15 protein-coding genes are annotated in these 14,183 nt (G+C 55.8%); 8 read left to right on the top strand and 7 right to left on the bottom strand.

The window, feature by feature from the left end; all coding sequences use genetic code 11:
• Nucleotides 1-60: 60 nt before the first annotated feature.
• Nucleotides 61-1,413 carry a UDP-glucose dehydrogenase family protein gene (locus QRN46_RS08685; RefSeq protein ID WP_221615698.1) on the bottom strand — a complete coding sequence of 451 codons (1,353 nt, stop codon included), beginning with the start codon at nt 1,411-1,413 and terminating at the stop codon, nt 61-63.
• A gap of 390 nt (nt 1,414-1,803) precedes the next feature.
• Between QRN46_RS08685 and QRN46_RS08680 the strand changes: the two genes are divergently transcribed.
• The 7 genes from QRN46_RS08680 (at nt 1,804) to QRN46_RS08650 (ending at nt 8,919) form a co-directional block, all read left to right on the top strand.
• Entirely contained in the window at nt 1,804-3,501 is a 1,698-nt protein-coding gene (locus QRN46_RS08680; protein ID WP_285354541.1) for a sulfatase-like hydrolase/transferase, read from the top strand.
• 50 nt (nt 3,502-3,551) lie between these two features.
• Complete coding sequence (locus tag QRN46_RS08675; RefSeq protein WP_011333471.1) at nt 3,552-4,205, top strand: ABC transporter ATP-binding protein; 654 nt, start codon at nt 3,552-3,554, stop codon at nt 4,203-4,205.
• Nucleotides 4,202-6,673, top strand: a complete 2,472-nt coding sequence (locus QRN46_RS08670; RefSeq protein WP_285354540.1) for an FtsX-like permease family protein — start codon at nt 4,202-4,204, stop codon at nt 6,671-6,673. The genes QRN46_RS08675 and QRN46_RS08670 overlap by 4 nt, the downstream gene beginning before the upstream one ends.
• Nucleotides 6,663-7,730, top strand: coding sequence for a lipocalin-like domain-containing protein (locus tag QRN46_RS08665; protein WP_285354539.1), 1,068 nt, complete (start codon nt 6,663-6,665; stop codon nt 7,728-7,730). The genes QRN46_RS08670 and QRN46_RS08665 overlap by 11 nt, the downstream gene beginning before the upstream one ends.
• 87 nt (nt 7,731-7,817) lie before the next feature.
• A complete protein-coding gene (locus QRN46_RS08660) occupies nt 7,818-8,060 on the top strand; it encodes a hypothetical protein (protein ID WP_041475203.1) in 243 nt (80 codons plus the stop codon).
• An 11-nt stretch (nt 8,061-8,071) separates the two neighbouring features.
• Nucleotides 8,072-8,251 carry a hypothetical protein gene (locus QRN46_RS08655; protein ID WP_064378946.1) on the top strand — a complete coding sequence of 60 codons (180 nt, stop codon included), beginning with the start codon at nt 8,072-8,074 and terminating at the stop codon, nt 8,249-8,251.
• 83 nt (nt 8,252-8,334) lie between these two features.
• On the top strand, nt 8,335-8,919 hold the full coding sequence (locus tag QRN46_RS08650; protein WP_108560944.1) for a hypothetical protein: 585 nt from the start codon (nt 8,335-8,337) through the stop codon (nt 8,917-8,919).
• Between the two features lie 327 nt (nt 8,920-9,246).
• On the opposite strand, the gene QRN46_RS08645 is transcribed toward QRN46_RS08650, so the two are convergent.
• Entirely contained in the window at nt 9,247-10,068 is an 822-nt protein-coding gene (locus QRN46_RS08645; RefSeq protein ID WP_285354538.1) for a glycosyltransferase family 2 protein, read from the bottom strand.
• A 244-nt stretch (nt 10,069-10,312) separates the two neighbouring features.
• Here QRN46_RS08645 and QRN46_RS08640 point away from each other — a divergent pair, with 244 nt between their 5' ends.
• Nucleotides 10,313-11,131: a VanW family protein gene (locus QRN46_RS08640; RefSeq protein ID WP_285354570.1), complete on the top strand. Its 819-nt coding sequence runs from the start codon at nt 10,313-10,315 to the stop codon at nt 11,129-11,131.
• Nucleotides 11,132-11,188: 57 nt separating this feature from the next.
• On the opposite strand, the gene QRN46_RS08635 is transcribed toward QRN46_RS08640, so the two are convergent.
• From QRN46_RS08635 to QRN46_RS08615, 5 genes are all read right to left on the bottom strand, one after another.
• Nucleotides 11,189-11,494 carry a hypothetical protein gene (locus QRN46_RS08635; protein ID WP_285354537.1) on the bottom strand — a complete coding sequence of 102 codons (306 nt, stop codon included), beginning with the start codon at nt 11,492-11,494 and terminating at the stop codon, nt 11,189-11,191.
• 43 nt (nt 11,495-11,537) lie between these two features.
• Nucleotides 11,538-11,930, bottom strand: a complete 393-nt coding sequence (locus QRN46_RS08630) for a hypothetical protein (protein WP_285354536.1) — start codon at nt 11,928-11,930, stop codon at nt 11,538-11,540.
• Between the two features lie 472 nt (nt 11,931-12,402).
• Nucleotides 12,403-12,744, bottom strand: a complete 342-nt coding sequence (locus QRN46_RS08625; protein WP_285354535.1) for a barstar family protein — start codon at nt 12,742-12,744, stop codon at nt 12,403-12,405.
• 384 nt (nt 12,745-13,128) lie between these two features.
• Nucleotides 13,129-13,515, bottom strand: a complete 387-nt coding sequence (locus QRN46_RS08620) for a hypothetical protein (protein ID WP_285354534.1) — start codon at nt 13,513-13,515, stop codon at nt 13,129-13,131.
• 220 nt (nt 13,516-13,735) lie between these two features.
• The coding region (locus QRN46_RS08615; RefSeq protein ID WP_285354533.1) for a hypothetical protein at nt 13,736-14,183 on the bottom strand (448 nt) is incomplete at its 5' end.

The following is a 14,183-nucleotide window of genomic DNA, read 5'->3' as shown; positions in this document are numbered from 1 at the left end:
CCTCCGCTGGTGGTCAGCCGCGAGCGGCGCGTGGGCGATAGGCAGTGGGTAACAGGAAGTTCATGGTCGCCCCTCGTCGGGCGCGATGTGGCGCAGACCGATACCGCTGTAATGCAGGCCGGCGGCCGCCACTTGTTCCGGGTTGTAAAGGTTGCGCCCGTCGACGATGACCTTCGCGCGCAGCTTCTCGGCGAGCAGTTCAAAGTCCACCACACGAAAGTTTTTCCACTCGGTGCAGATCACCAGTGCATCGGCATCTTCCAGGGTGTCGTCGCGGGTGGCACACAGGTGCAGGTCGTTGCGGTAACCGTAAATGCGCCGGCACTCGGACATCGCTTCCGGATCGTAGGCCTGCACGCTGGCGCCTTCGGCCCACAGTGCCTCCATCAGGTAACGACTCGGGGCTTCACGCATGTCATCGGTATTCGGCTTGAACGCCAGGCCCCAGATCGCGATGGACTTGCCGGCCAGGCCTTGAGGAAATTGCGCCCTGAGTTTGCTGAACAGGATGTGCCGTTGCGCGTCGTTGACGTCGGTGACGCTGCGCAGCAGTTTCAGCGGCATGCCGTTGTGTTCGGCGGTGTGCAGCAGGGCGCGCAGGTCCTTGGGAAAGCACGAGCCACCGAAGCCGCAGCCCGGGTAGATGAAGTGATAGCCGATGCGCGGATCGGAGCCGATGCCTTTGCGCACCGCTTCGATGTCGGCGCCGAGCAGTTCGGTGAGGTTGGCCAGCTCGTTCATGAAGCTGATGCGGGTGGCGAGCATCGCGTTGGCCGCGTACTTGGTCAGCTCGGCGCTGCGGTTGTCCATGAACATCAGTTTTTCGTGGTTGCGGCAGAACGGTGCGTACAGCTCGCTCATCTGCTCCCGGGCTTCAGGGTCCAGAGTGCCGACAATGATCCTGTCCGGACGCATGCAGTCGGCGAGGGCGCTGCCTTCCTTGAGAAACTCGGGGTTGGACACCACCCGCACCGCCAGACCGTTTTTGCCGCGCCGCTGCAGTTCTTCTTCAGCGGTGTGCAGCACCTGATCCGCCGTGCCGACCGGCACCGTGGATTTGATGATCAGCGTCCGATCGTCCTCCATGCAGCTTGCGATCTGCCGCGCCACGTTGAGCACATGGCTGAGGTCGGCGGAGCCGTCTTCCTCGGCCGGCGTGCCCACGGCGATGAAGATCAGCCCGGCATGTTCCACCGCATCGCTGGCCTGGGTGCTGAACAACAAACGCCCGGCCTTGATATTTTCTTCCAAAGTTGCCGAAAGACCCGGTTCGCTAATAGGCGGTACTGCCTGTTGCAGTTGTTTAATCTTGTTCGGGTCAATATCGACGCACAATACGCGATGTCCGACATCGGCAAGTGCGGCTGCTTGTATCAGGCCAACATAGCCCGTACCAAATACGCTCACGTCCATATTGGCGTGCCTCGTAAGACGGTGATGGAAGATCGAAAATGAACTGTCAAAAGGGGTATAGCGCAGCGTGGGGAAAGCGTGTCAGCAAAATGACATGTTGCAAGGGTATAACACCCCCATTTTTGGGGGCGAAAGGCCATCAAGTGCTTGCTGTAGATGGATTTGTCCCGTTCTTGACGGGTTTTTCACATTCCGAAGAAAACGATAAACGGTCGTAGGCCGCGAAATTCAAGGGTTTTAACGACTTGGGTGTGTCAGATTTGAGTCAACAGTTTTTTGACGCTTTTTGATTATGTCCGACATTTCTTGCGCTTTAATGGCCCGGTGCTAGTGTCAGGTTTTGACCGACAAACCCTTGACAATGCCTCGTCGGACACATCCGGAATCGCCATGTTTCGATATCTGAAAGAACTGCTTTTAATTATTTATCTATTGCTTTATTCCGAATATTACCTTGACCGCTTAAGTGCGATGGGTATTGGTCTGGCAGTACTTCTTTTTGGCGCGATGTTTTTGACGCTGACTTTCGCGTTATTACTAACGGCCTATATACGTCAGACTTTCATTCGGCATTTGTTCGCATTAACCCTGTTTGTTTCGGCGGTGTTCTTCGATGTTTATACGAGGGTGACCGCCGATTACCTGACCTATAGCAGTTTTGTCTCGCTGGTGTACTCCGGCGGTTTCATTCAGGAAGCGGCGTATCAGTATCGGGGGGCGATCATTCACGGGCTGCTCAACGGCCTGCTGCTGTTGTTCGGGATCGGTCTCAAGCCACGGCACGCGATCACTGTTCCCAATGCCTTGCGGATCGCTGCGCCGCTCTGCGGTGTGTTGCTGCTCAGCGCGGTGTTGTTCGTGCGGGCCGGCGAGGGCGCGCGCGGCCTGCCGATCATGTACACGCCGCTGGCCTATCTGAACCTGTTCGGCTACGAAGCGTTGCACAACACTGTCGGCCCGCGTGAGCCGGTGACCCTGGCGCGCAATGGCCCGGCGGTCGGCCACGACATCGTGCTGATCATCGACGAGAGCATTTCCGGCAATTACCTGGACATCAACGCGCCGTTCGGCGTGCACAGCAACCTCAAGCAGGCCCGCCCGGGCGTCGACATTTTCAATTACGGCTACGCGGCGTCCATCGCCAATTGCAGCGCCGACACCAACGTCACCCTGCGCTACGGTGGCACCCGCGCCGACTACATGCGTATCAACAGCACGCTGCCGTCGATCTGGCAGTACGCGAAAAAGGCCGGCCTGCGCACCGTGTACATCGACGCTCAGCGCACCGGCGGCAATCTGCAGAACCTGATGAACGATGCCGAGAAGAAGGACATCGACGAATTCGTGCAATTCGATCAGACCAGCGTGCGCGACCGCGACATGGCCGCCGCCGCCAAGCTGATCGAACTGCTCAACGACGGTAAACCGGAGCTGGTGCTGATCAACAAGGTCGGCGCACATTTCCCGGTGCACGACAAATACCCGGACGCCTTCATGGCCTACCGTCCGACCTTGCCCCGCGGGCAGTTCACGGAAGTCGCCGACACCGGTGAGCGTACCGGCTTCAACGGTCAGCCGGATGACTGGGTGCTGTATCGCAATGCCTACAAAAACACCGTGCTGTGGAATGTCGGCGAGTTCTTCGCGCGGGTGTTTGCCCAGGCCAATCTGAACAACGCGCTGCTGATCTACACCTCGGATCACGGCCAGGATCTGCACGAACGCGGTAATCCGGGACTGAACACCCACTGCGGCGGCGATCCGGTGGAAGAAGAAGGGCTGGTGCCGCTGGTGGTGATTCAGGGCGAGCAGTTGCAGACGCTCGACTGGTCGGCGCAACTGGCGGCGAACAAGGATCGCTCCAGTCACTACAACATTTTTCCGACCCTGTTGCAGTTGATGGGCTACGACCTGCCGGGAATCGAAGCGGTGTACGGCAAACCGCTGAGCGTGGCGACGACGGACGAATTCACCTTCAACTACCGCTTCAACGCGCGTCTGGGGGCCAAACCCGAATGGAAGCACATCGATCTGAACAGCATCGTCACACCGGGTGAGGCGCCGACGAGTGTGGCGGTGGGTCAGTAACGCGTCGGTATCCGCTATCCTTGGCCGACACGGATCGATCGGATGGCGGCATGCTCCAGGTTCAAAACGTCTTCAAAAGCTACCTCACCCCGCAAGGCCCGTTGCCGGTGCTGCAAGGCATCGACCTGACGCTCAGGCCCGGCAGCAGTCTGGCACTGATGGGCGAGTCGGGCAGCGGCAAGAGCACGCTGCTGCACCTGATCGCCGGGCTCGACAAAGTCGACAGCGGCAGCATCAGCAGCGGCGAACATCGGCTGGACCGGATGAACGAGGCGCAACTGGCCAACTGGCGGCGCACCGAAATCGGTCTGGTGTTCCAGCAGTACAACCTGATCGGCAGCCTGCGCATCGAAGACAATCTGTCGTTTCAGGCGCGTCTGGCCGGGCGGCATGACCCGCGCTGGCAGCATCATCTGGTGCAGCGTCTGGGGCTGAGCGAATTGCTCAAGCGCTATCCCGAACAACTTTCCGGCGGTCAGCAACAGCGGGTTGCGCTCGGTCGGGCGCTGGCCGCGCAACCGAAACTGCTGCTGGCCGACGAGCCCACCGGCAGCCTCGACGAAGCCACCAGCGACGAAGTGTTGCGACTGTTGCTGGAATTGCTCGACGACACACCCACCACCTTGCTGATGGTTACCCACAGTCAGCGCGTGGCGGCGCGGCTGGCGGAGCGCGTGGTGCTGTCCAGCGGTCGGTTGACGTGAAGGTTTTCCGCCACGCGCTGATGGCGCTGCTCAGTCACTGGCGGCGCCATCCGGTGCAGTTTTTCAGTGTGCTGACCGGGCTGTGGCTGGCCACCAGCCTGTTGACCGGGGTCGAAGCGCTCAACAGTCAGGCGCGGGACAGTTACGCCCGGGCCAGCCAGTTGATCGGCGGCGAACCCCAAGCCAGTCTGAGCACGCCGAACGGCGCGACGTTCCCGCAACAATGGTTCATCGACCTGCGGCGACAAGGCTGGCCGGTGTCGCCGATGCTGCAAGGGCGCTTGATACTCAAGGGCCACGAAAACCAGCGCCTGCAGTTGATGGGCATCGAACCGGTGTCTTTACCCGGTGACAGCGCGGTGGCCGGGCAGGCGATGCCGATCGAGCGGATTGTCGAGTTCTTCAGCCCGCCGGGCAGTACCTGGATTTCTCCCGAGACCCTGCGGGCGCTGAACCTCGCCGAGGGCGCGACCCCGGCCACCGAAACCGGCCAGACATTGCCGCCGCTGCGGGCGCAAACCGACATGGCCCCCGGCGTGCTGTTGGTGGACATTGGCGTCGCTCAGCGCGTGCTCGAACAGCCCGAGCAACTGTCACGCCTGCTGCTGCCGAAGGATTTTCACGCTGATATCCCGGCCGCGTTCAAAGGTCAGTTGCAGCTCAAGAGCAGTGGTGAGGAAAACAACCTTGCGCGACTGACCGAAAGCTTCCACCTCAACCTCGATGCCCTCGGGTTTCTCTCGTTCATTGTCGGTTTGTTTATCGTCCACGCGGCTATTGGTCTGGCGCTGGAGCAGCGTCGGGGATTGCTGCGCACTCTGAGGGCCTGTGGGGTCAGCGCGCGGATGCTGATCGCTTGCCTGATCGTCGAGCTCGGCGCGCTGGCGTTGATCGGCGGGTTGTTCGGCGTAGTCAGCGGTTACTGGCTGGCGAGCGTGCTGTTGCCGGATGTCGCCGCCAGCCTGCGCGGTCTGTACGGCGCGGAAGTGGCGGGGCAGTTGCGTCTGAGTCCGTGGTGGTGGTTCAGCGGCATCGGTTTGAGCCTGCTCGGCGCGTTGCTGGCCGGGGCCAACAGTCTGCTGCGGGCGGCGCGTCTGCCGTTGCTGGCGGTGGCGGATCCGCAGGCCTGGCATCAGCAACATGCGCGCTGGTTGCGGCGTCAGGGTTGGGTAGCCGGCGTGTGTGCAGTGATTGCGTTGGCGGCGCTGGTGTGGGGCAACAGCCTGGCCAGCGGTTTTGTGTTGATGGCGGGGCTGTTGCTCGGCGCCGCGCTGGCGCTGCCGGTGTTGCTCAGTGCGCTGCTCAACGGGTTGCTCGGGCGCAGCCGCTCGGTGCTCGGGCAATGGTTTCTCGCCGATTGCCGCCAGCAATTGCCGGCGTTGAGCCTGGCGTTGATGGCGCTGCTGCTGGCGATGGCGGCGAACATCGGCGCCGGCAGCATGACCGCCGGTTTCCGCCAGACCTTCAACGACTGGCTCGAACAACGGCTCACCGCCGAGCTTTATCTGAACCCGAGCAACCCGGCGCAGGCGCGAGAGCTGTCCACCTGGCTCAAACAGCAACCGAGCGTCACCGCGATCATGCCCAACTGGCAGGTTTCGGTGACGCTGCAAGGCTGGCCAGCGGACGTGTTCGGGATCATCGATCATCCGCACTATCGCCAGCACTGGCCGTTGCTCGAATCTCGAGGAGACGACCCGTGGGCGGCGCTGGCCAAGGACGATGCGGTGATGCTCAGTGAACAACTGGCGCGTCGCTTGAAAGTGACGTCGGGCGATCACCTGACAATCCCCACGCCGGGCGGGTCGTGGTCGCCGCGCATCGTCGGCATCTACGCCGATTACGGCAATCCCAAGGGCCATGTGCTGGTCAACAGCAATCACCTGTTGCGCGGCTGGCCACAGCTGACGCCAAACCGCTTCAACCTGCGCATCGACCCGCCGAACATCCCGGCGTTGCTCACGGCCTTGCAGGCACGCTTCCAGCTCGATGACAGCCGGACCGTCGATCAGGCGCGGCTCAAGGGCTGGTCGGTGCAAGTCTTCGAACGCACCTTCGCCGCGACCGCCGCGCTGAATAGCCTGACGTTGGCCGTCGCCGGCGTGGCGCTGTTCATCAGCCTGCTGACCCAGAGTCAGAGCCGTCTCGGTCAGCTCGCACCGTTGTGGGCTTTGGGCGTGACGCGACGACAATTGATGCTGCTCAACCTCGGCCAAACCTGGCTGTTGGCGCTGCTGACGCTGGTGCTGGCCTTGCCGTTGGGCATCGGCCTGGCGTGGTGCCTGGACGCTGTGATCAACGTGCAGGCTTTTGGCTGGCGTCTGCCGCTGCGGGTGTTTCCATGGCAGTTGCTGCAACTGATGGGGCTGGCGCTGCTGGCGACGTTGCTGGCCTCGGCGTGGCCGCTGTATTCGCTGTACCGCACGCAACCGGCGGACTTGCTGAGGACGTTTGCCCATGAGGACTAGGTTTGCGCTGGTGTTTTTGGCGTTGTTGCTCGGTGGTTGCGACAACCCCACAGCGGAGCAGAAGGGTTTCGCCGGCATGGGCGCTCAGGCACAGGCGTTTACGCCGGTGGTGCCGGGGCGGGTGTTCAGCTTCCCGGCGGATCACGGCGCCCATGACGGTTTTCGCATCGAATGGTGGTACGTGACAGCCAATCTCGAGGATGCGCAGGGCAACGATTTCGGCGTGCAGTGGACGTTGTTTCGCAGCGCCCTGAACGCCTCGCCGCCGCAGCCGGGCTGGGCCAACCAGACGATCTGGCTCGGGCACGCGGCAGTGACCTCGGCCAGCGTCCACCATGCCGCCGAGCGTTACGCCCGTGGCGGCGTCGGGCAGGCCGGGGTGCGTGCGGCGCCGTTCGAGGCGTGGATCGATGACTGGCGTTTCGTCAGTCAGGCGAGCGATCCGCTGGCCGACCTGCAACTCAGCGCCCGGGACAAGAACTTCAGCTACCAGCTGCGCCTGACCTCCAGCCGCCCGTTGGTGCTGCAGGGCGACAAGGGCTTCAGTCAGAAATCCGAACAGGGCCAGGCGTCGTATTACTACAGCCAGCCGTTTATCCAGGCCAGCGGCACCCTGCAGATCGACGGCCAGACCTACACCGTCAACGGCCCGGCCTGGCTCGACCGCGAATGGAGCAGTCAGCCGCTGACCGCCAACCAGACAGGGTGGGACTGGTTCTCACTGCATCTGGACAACGGTGAACACGTGATGCTGTACCGCATGCGCCAGAAGGAAGGGGCGCCGTACCTGACCGGCACGTGGATTGCCGCCGATGGCCAGACCGAAACCCTGCACGCCGAGCAGATCAAGCTGACCCCGCAAGGCACTGCGAAGGTCGCCGGCCGTTCGATGCCGGTGCGCTGGTCGATCGAGATTCCGCAAAAAAATCTGCAGATCACCCTCGATGCAATCAACCCCGATGCCTGGATGAACCTGCGCATTCCGTATTGGGAAGGGCCGGTGCGCCTGAGCGGCAATCGGGGCGGGCAGGGCTATCTGGAGATGACCGGGTACTGATTTCGCGCGCCATGCGTGCGAATGGATCGATTGGAACTCTGTCGAGGATGCTCCCTCTACCGAGAAACATGGCCGAGGATCCGATCCATGAGCGAGGAACTGAAATCTCCAGACCTGACGACCTGGCAGCAGATGTTTGACGATCAGACGTACTGGCAACAATCCCCGGATGCCCATTACTTCGATCTGCAGCGCATTGCTGACGATTTGCTCGGCCAAGGTGCCATCGATCTTGAGCAGTGGCAGATCCTCAGAGCCAAGGCCGATGACCTGCACAAGGACGCACCCGCCGTGAACGTTGCGCGGGAACTCGACGACCCTGAAGCCTGAGGAGGCCCGGCATGAACACTGTCCCTGATAGCGAACACCCTGACGAACCTCGTCCGCCGGGTGAAACCGAGCGCGACAACGACGCGCTACGTCCCACCGATCCCAAACAGCGGCAGAGCTCCGGGAAAGGCACCGCCAGTGGCGAGTCCACGGCGCAGGACACTGCGCAACGATCGCGGAACAAACCCTGAAGGGCGTCTATGCTCACTGGCACATCCGTCGCTGACCACGTTGGCGATGGGTGCTGCCATCCATCACAGGGAACGTATCGCTTATGAAGCTCCAAGCACTGACGCACGCCATAGCACTTGCTACCGTCCTTTCTGCTGCCAGCCTTTCGGCGACGGCCGCCGATATCCCGCTGTCCGCCGCTGTCGAGGCCGACCGTGTCACCACCAAAGTGCTGGCGGTTGACCCGGCCAATCATCAAGTGGTCCTTGAAGGCGCGGAAGGTCGCCAAGTGCACATTCAGCTCAGCGACAAGGCGAAAAACCTCGGTAATTTGAAAGTGGGCGATCTGGTTCAGATCGAAGTAACCCGCTCTGTGGCCGCTTATCTGGATACCGACGTGGATAAAGGTCTGCCTGGCTCCACCGAGCGTACTGGCGAGCTGCGCAACGCCGTGGGCAGCAGCAACCCCGGTGGCGAGGCATTCCGCCAGGTTCAGGTCCAGTTGAAAATCACCAAAATTGATTTGGCGACAAACCAGGTCACCCTGGAAAACCCTTCAGGCCAGTCGAAAACCCTCAACGTAGAAAAGCCTGAGATTCAGGCCAAACTGAAAGATTTGAAAGTCGGGCAAAGCGTCGTGGTCACTTACACCGATGTATTAAAAGTGACCAGTCAGCATGAAAGTTGAGTATTGACTCTACAGAATGGCTGTTCTTGTACAAGTAATTGTATGAGAACAGTCATATGAAGTATTCGGGCGGGTGAGTTCAGAAAGTTTGTCGGGAAAAATCGGTAAGCAACGTCCTTTAACTTTTCAGTACATAAATTTCATCTTCAATTAGCACGACATATCCGCCAACTTCCATTAAAATCCCTCCCGTTCGCCCAGTGTCAGGGCTCTTTACCGGTGCATGGATTGCCAGGCCATTACACTGGGCGAACACCTCCTCGGAGTGGAAACCAAAGAATTCAGAAGCAAAAAAGGGCGACTTTGAAGTCGCCCTTTTTTATTGTCTTACGATTTGGCGGGTCGCATGCCCTGTTGTAACTGAAGGCGCTTGAGCGTTTCCTGATACATGGTGGTGCGGCGGTGCTGTTTGCCGTATCCACCGATCGCGGCCACGGTGCCGGCTTGAATGTGATCCAGGTAGCGGAAAATCGTCCGCGGCGAGAGGCATTTGATGCCGTAGCCAAGGCTGCTTAAACGATCCTGCAGCGTGTATCCCGGGACTCGGTCGTCCATCGAAAAATGCAGCCCGTGAGCCTTGATCAGCCGTGCATTCCACAAGGTGCAGAAGCTTTTCAGGTGTGTTTCCCGGTAGGGTTTTGGATCTCGGGAGGGCAACCCCAAGTGCTGTTTTGCCCGGCGGAAATAGTGTTTGAAATAACGCGAAGACAAACGCCATGTGTCTCTAAGGACGCCGCGATCCAATTGCTCGACGCAACCGACCGCCGCTGTATCCACAGATTGCATGCACTCATTCATCATCATCGAAAAGACAGTACTGTCAAAAACGAAAGTATCGGTGTGCAGCAAAAACAGGTAATCGGTTTCAACTTTCGCAAGTGCCAGATCAAGTGCCTTGCCATGAGCAATATGCCCTGCTTCCTTGCCGGGTGAAGGGCGCTCGATCAAGTTGATCCAGTCCAGAGACCGCAAGTAAATCAGGCTTTCATCGGCAGAATCGTTGTCCACCACCCACACCGGAATTTGATGATCCTTGACGTATTGCTGGAGAAACTCCAGGCACATCCGGGTTATTTCCGGCGTCTTGTAATTGACCAATACAAGACTGAAGGCGGGCAGTTGTTTAGAGGTGGAATCGATCGCACTCATGGTCCGGGCTCACTTCAAGTTGAAGGGTTCTGCTGACGGCAATCAGCCCACAGAACCGCTGCTTTGTGGCCCGGATGGTAGGGACGTAACCTTAGTTCAAGCTTAATTTCCGAGCGCCCGGGCCGGGCGACTTGTTACCGCTTGCGACATCGGCGAGGCGCTTGGCGACCCAGCGCGGTTACACGGTAAGATGCGCCGCCCTTTCAAGCTCAAGGAAGACAACGGCCCGCGCCGTTCGCCACGGATGAAACCACTTTCCCTCTACCACCCGGCCCTCTACTGGCTACGCGTGTGGCAAAAAAGACTGTTCCGCCACATTGCCTGGCACTGCTCGAGCAAACGCTACGCACGGACGGCCACGACGTCCGAGCGCTTGCCTTACCGCTATCTCAAACACACCTCAAAACTGATCCGCAAACTCGGCGAATCCGACCTCGCGCTGCAACACAACAAAGTCATCAACCTCAAACTCGCCGTCGCCGCCATCGATGGCGTCACCATCGCCCCCGGCGAATATTTCTCCTTCTGCCGCCTCGTCGGCCGCCCGACCCGCCAACGCGGCTACGTCGAAGGCATGGAACTCTCATTCGGCGAAGCCCGCACCGGCATCGGCGGCGGCATCTGCCAACTCAGCAACCTCATCCACTGGATGGCCATTCACTCACCCCTGGTCGTCATCGAACGCGCCAACCACAGCTTCGACCCCTTCCCGGACGACGGCCGCGTCCTGCCATTCGGTTCCGGCGCGGCAATCTTCTACAACTACATCGACCTGGTACTGCACAACCCGACGGATCGCAGCTTTCAGCTGAAGTTGAAGGTCGGGGAGACGCAGTTGGAGGGGGAATTGTTGTGTGATCGGGAGCGGGCTTATCGGTATCACGTGTTTGAAGTGGGGCATCGGTTTGTGCGGGAGGGGGAGCGGGTGTATCGCGAGAATGAGATTTGGCGGGAGGTGAGGGAGAAGGGGCAGGTGGGGGCGTTGGTGGAGAGGGAGCGGTTGTATGGGAATCGGGTGGTGGTTAAGTATGAGGTTTTGGAGGGGATGATTGAGGGGGGATAGCGGTGATGTTGTTTTGGTCAGTTGGTTTATTCCATATATCGGAAGCGTTTGTCGATTCTAGCTTTCCAGGTTTTTTAATATGTTCTCTAGCGCGATTTTCAGTTCTGCCCAGTTTTTGGCTTTTTCACAATGAGTAGGATTTTGCCAGTCTTGATTGCGGATTAGAGAGATTACAAAGGAACCGTATGTGCTGAATTCTGGGTACCATCCGATATCGAGTATTTGGCCGCATGGGAAGGTTGCTTGAAAAAGGTCTTCCTTCAAGTTTTCTATTTCGAGCGAGATGTCGAGTGTTTGATCAAGCTGAGAAATGTCATCGAGAGTTATTTTGGCTCCGAGAGTGACGATTTTGCTTGTGTTCATTTAGTGATCTCCAAGGGGGGCGGATGTGCTTTTTGAACATTGCTCAGGTGTTGTTTGGGTAAAGGGTGATTTGAATAGCTGAGATCTCAACAAAACTCGGAAAAATAAGATCTTTATTTTCGTTTTTTAGTGAGATGAGGATGATGGAATTGCCAAATTTTAGCGACCCGCATCCATCTTCGGTAATAGAGATAAGCTCTGCTGTTATATAGGTTTTTTCGGCTTCATGGCGAGTTGAGGGTGTGTTGCTCATCGAGGTGAAGATGTTTTTACCCCAATAAAAATCATCATCAATATTTATTTCGACGTCATAGGAACGGTGTTCTATTGCCTCTAGAGTGAATAAGCTTGAAAGACCTTCTCCGTAAGGGGTGGAGAATTCAACAAGGGTCTTTTCTGTGTGGATTTTAACGATGCGCGATATTGTGATTTTCATGAGTTTGTTAGTGGGAGGGTTTTTGATGAGGTTTTTCTTTGAATTAAAAATCTAAAAAAATGCCCAATGGCTTTTAGAGTTAATCCCGAATTATTGGAATAGCAGAGAAAGGTTGTCTAAGGCTTCCAAAATTGGATTCCTTCCATATGACGCTCAATATCGTCCATGTCATCCTCTTCGAGGGTTGAATCAAATTTTGTAGAGATGATTTTTCTCACCTTCGCAAGTCTTTGAGTCACCTTCTCGTTGTCAATAAAATCGGTAGTCGCTTTTTGATAATCGTTGACAGGCATGTCGCAATAGTAGCTTCCAATTTTGTGCAGCGAAATCAAGATAAATTCAATTTCCGCTAGAACCTCAAGAGGCGTCCTCTCCATTAATTTCTATTGTTTTATTGTTTTCTAACATTGATTTTTCCGTAAGTGAGACGATTTTTTTGTCATTAAAAATTGACTGGTGAAAAAGGGTAGGTTTATTTTCTTCGATGAAGAATAAATTTGTCAATTTTGGTCGTTTGCTTTTGCTTTCTAGTTAGATAGTAGTTAAATTTTTCCTCCAGTCCAAGGTTCACATCCTGTTGCTTTGTGCGTTCAAAAATTTTAATTATTTTGCTGAACAAATCTCCCATGTCTTTTTGAGAGGATTCAGAATCTTTCCATATTAAATCTATTGGGCGCTCCACGCCGGCGCTGAGTAGGTCCCATAAAGCATTGAGGTTGTTTCCATAAGAATCCGTCACTGAAAAAGCAATGGCTATTTTTTCATGAAACTCTTGCTCTGATGAAATGGTTAAGCCGTCAAGTACTATCATCATCTTTAAAGCTCACTTCCACGTTTCAAAGGATTAACGGAGTCGTAAGGGTTGCTAGTTGTGAAAAGTGAGCACTACCAGTCTGGCCGTCTCACCCATATATGTATAAAAGGTCGTTGATCAGTTTCAGTTCTTCATGCGTGCACTGAGAATTATTGTATCGTCGAATGTTTTCCAGCACTCCCCTGACCGGGACCTGACGCGTTGGATCTTGGACTATTTCGATCAAGCGGTCGTAATCGGGATCTCTTCCTTTTAAATATTTTTCGATCAATTCTTTGAGTGCTATGCGAGACTCTAAGTCTGTTAGCAATATTTCTACTCTTGCATTGGTGGCTTCATCAGTTTTAACGACAGTGGGAAACCCCTCTGATTGCAGTTTGGCTACTAGAGCGGATATTGACAACGCCATGGCGTGGTGAACAGTTCTGGGTCTATGTTGAGGTTTGCAAGAAGGGCGTTGATTTCCGCTTCAGAGTTCATGGTTTCTATTTTTACGATACTAATGTCTCGGTCGTCCACTCCATCGCTTGTTTCAAGTGTTTCGGTGGGGATTGTAAATATTACTAATGCATATCGGAAATTTTTTGATTGGTGGATAAATTTGTAATATTGATGCGGATCATTGGTAAAGTGGTATTTGTAGATGGCGTATAATGAAATCCATTTTCTTAGTGAATGGTTTTCGGACTCTAGCTCTTGCGCAATGTTGTTGTAGCCTGTTCCGTCGATCCCGTTCCATACACTTCTTGGAATACATTTATGTCCTGTCATTTTTTCCTCGAGCGGATTTTGAAAAGGGGATGGATTTATTTCCTTTAACGAAAAAATAAATCTGTGTCCTCTGGTTTTAATATTCTAGAAAGGGAAATCATTTTTTATTAAGCTGTATGTGAAAAGGGGAAGGTGGTGGGATTGTCTTCAAGAACGTAATGTATAAAAGGGGTTGAAAGGGGGGCGGATTTATTTTTTTCAGCGAAGAATAAATTTTGGTTTATGCTTCAAGCATAAAATCTTCGATTTTTTTAATAAATTCGATCTTGTTTTTTGTTTTGAATTCCCCTAGGAATGTCTCAGAATTTTTTAAAGGGTTCCCTTTGTTGTCGTACTTGACCGTTAGGAATTCAATTACAAACTCTCCCGATGGATCTCCTTCTGGTTCAACTCTGGAGTCAAAGCAGTGTCCCGTAGTTTGTCGTGCACCACCTAGTAAAACTGAGCTACTAAACCATTCTGCAGTTTCGGGGGTGAGGTCAACCTCGTAAAGGTTGTTGATTGTGATTGTCCATCCATTTGGTACTCGGAGGGGTTGGAGTTCGTGTTTAAGTTTTGTTCTCATATTAATTGATTTTTTTCCATGTATAAAAGGGAAGATGTATAAAAAGGGGGTGGTATTATTTTTTTGAACGAGAAATAGATCTGTCCCCTTTGACTTTGTCCCC

Origin of the sequence: Pseudomonas sp. lyk4-R2A-10 (assembly GCF_030209075.1) — a bacterium.
GTDB classification, from domain to species: Bacteria; Pseudomonadota; Gammaproteobacteria; order Pseudomonadales; family Pseudomonadaceae; genus Aquipseudomonas; species Aquipseudomonas glycinae.
This window is presented reverse-complemented; position numbering and strand designations above follow the sequence as displayed.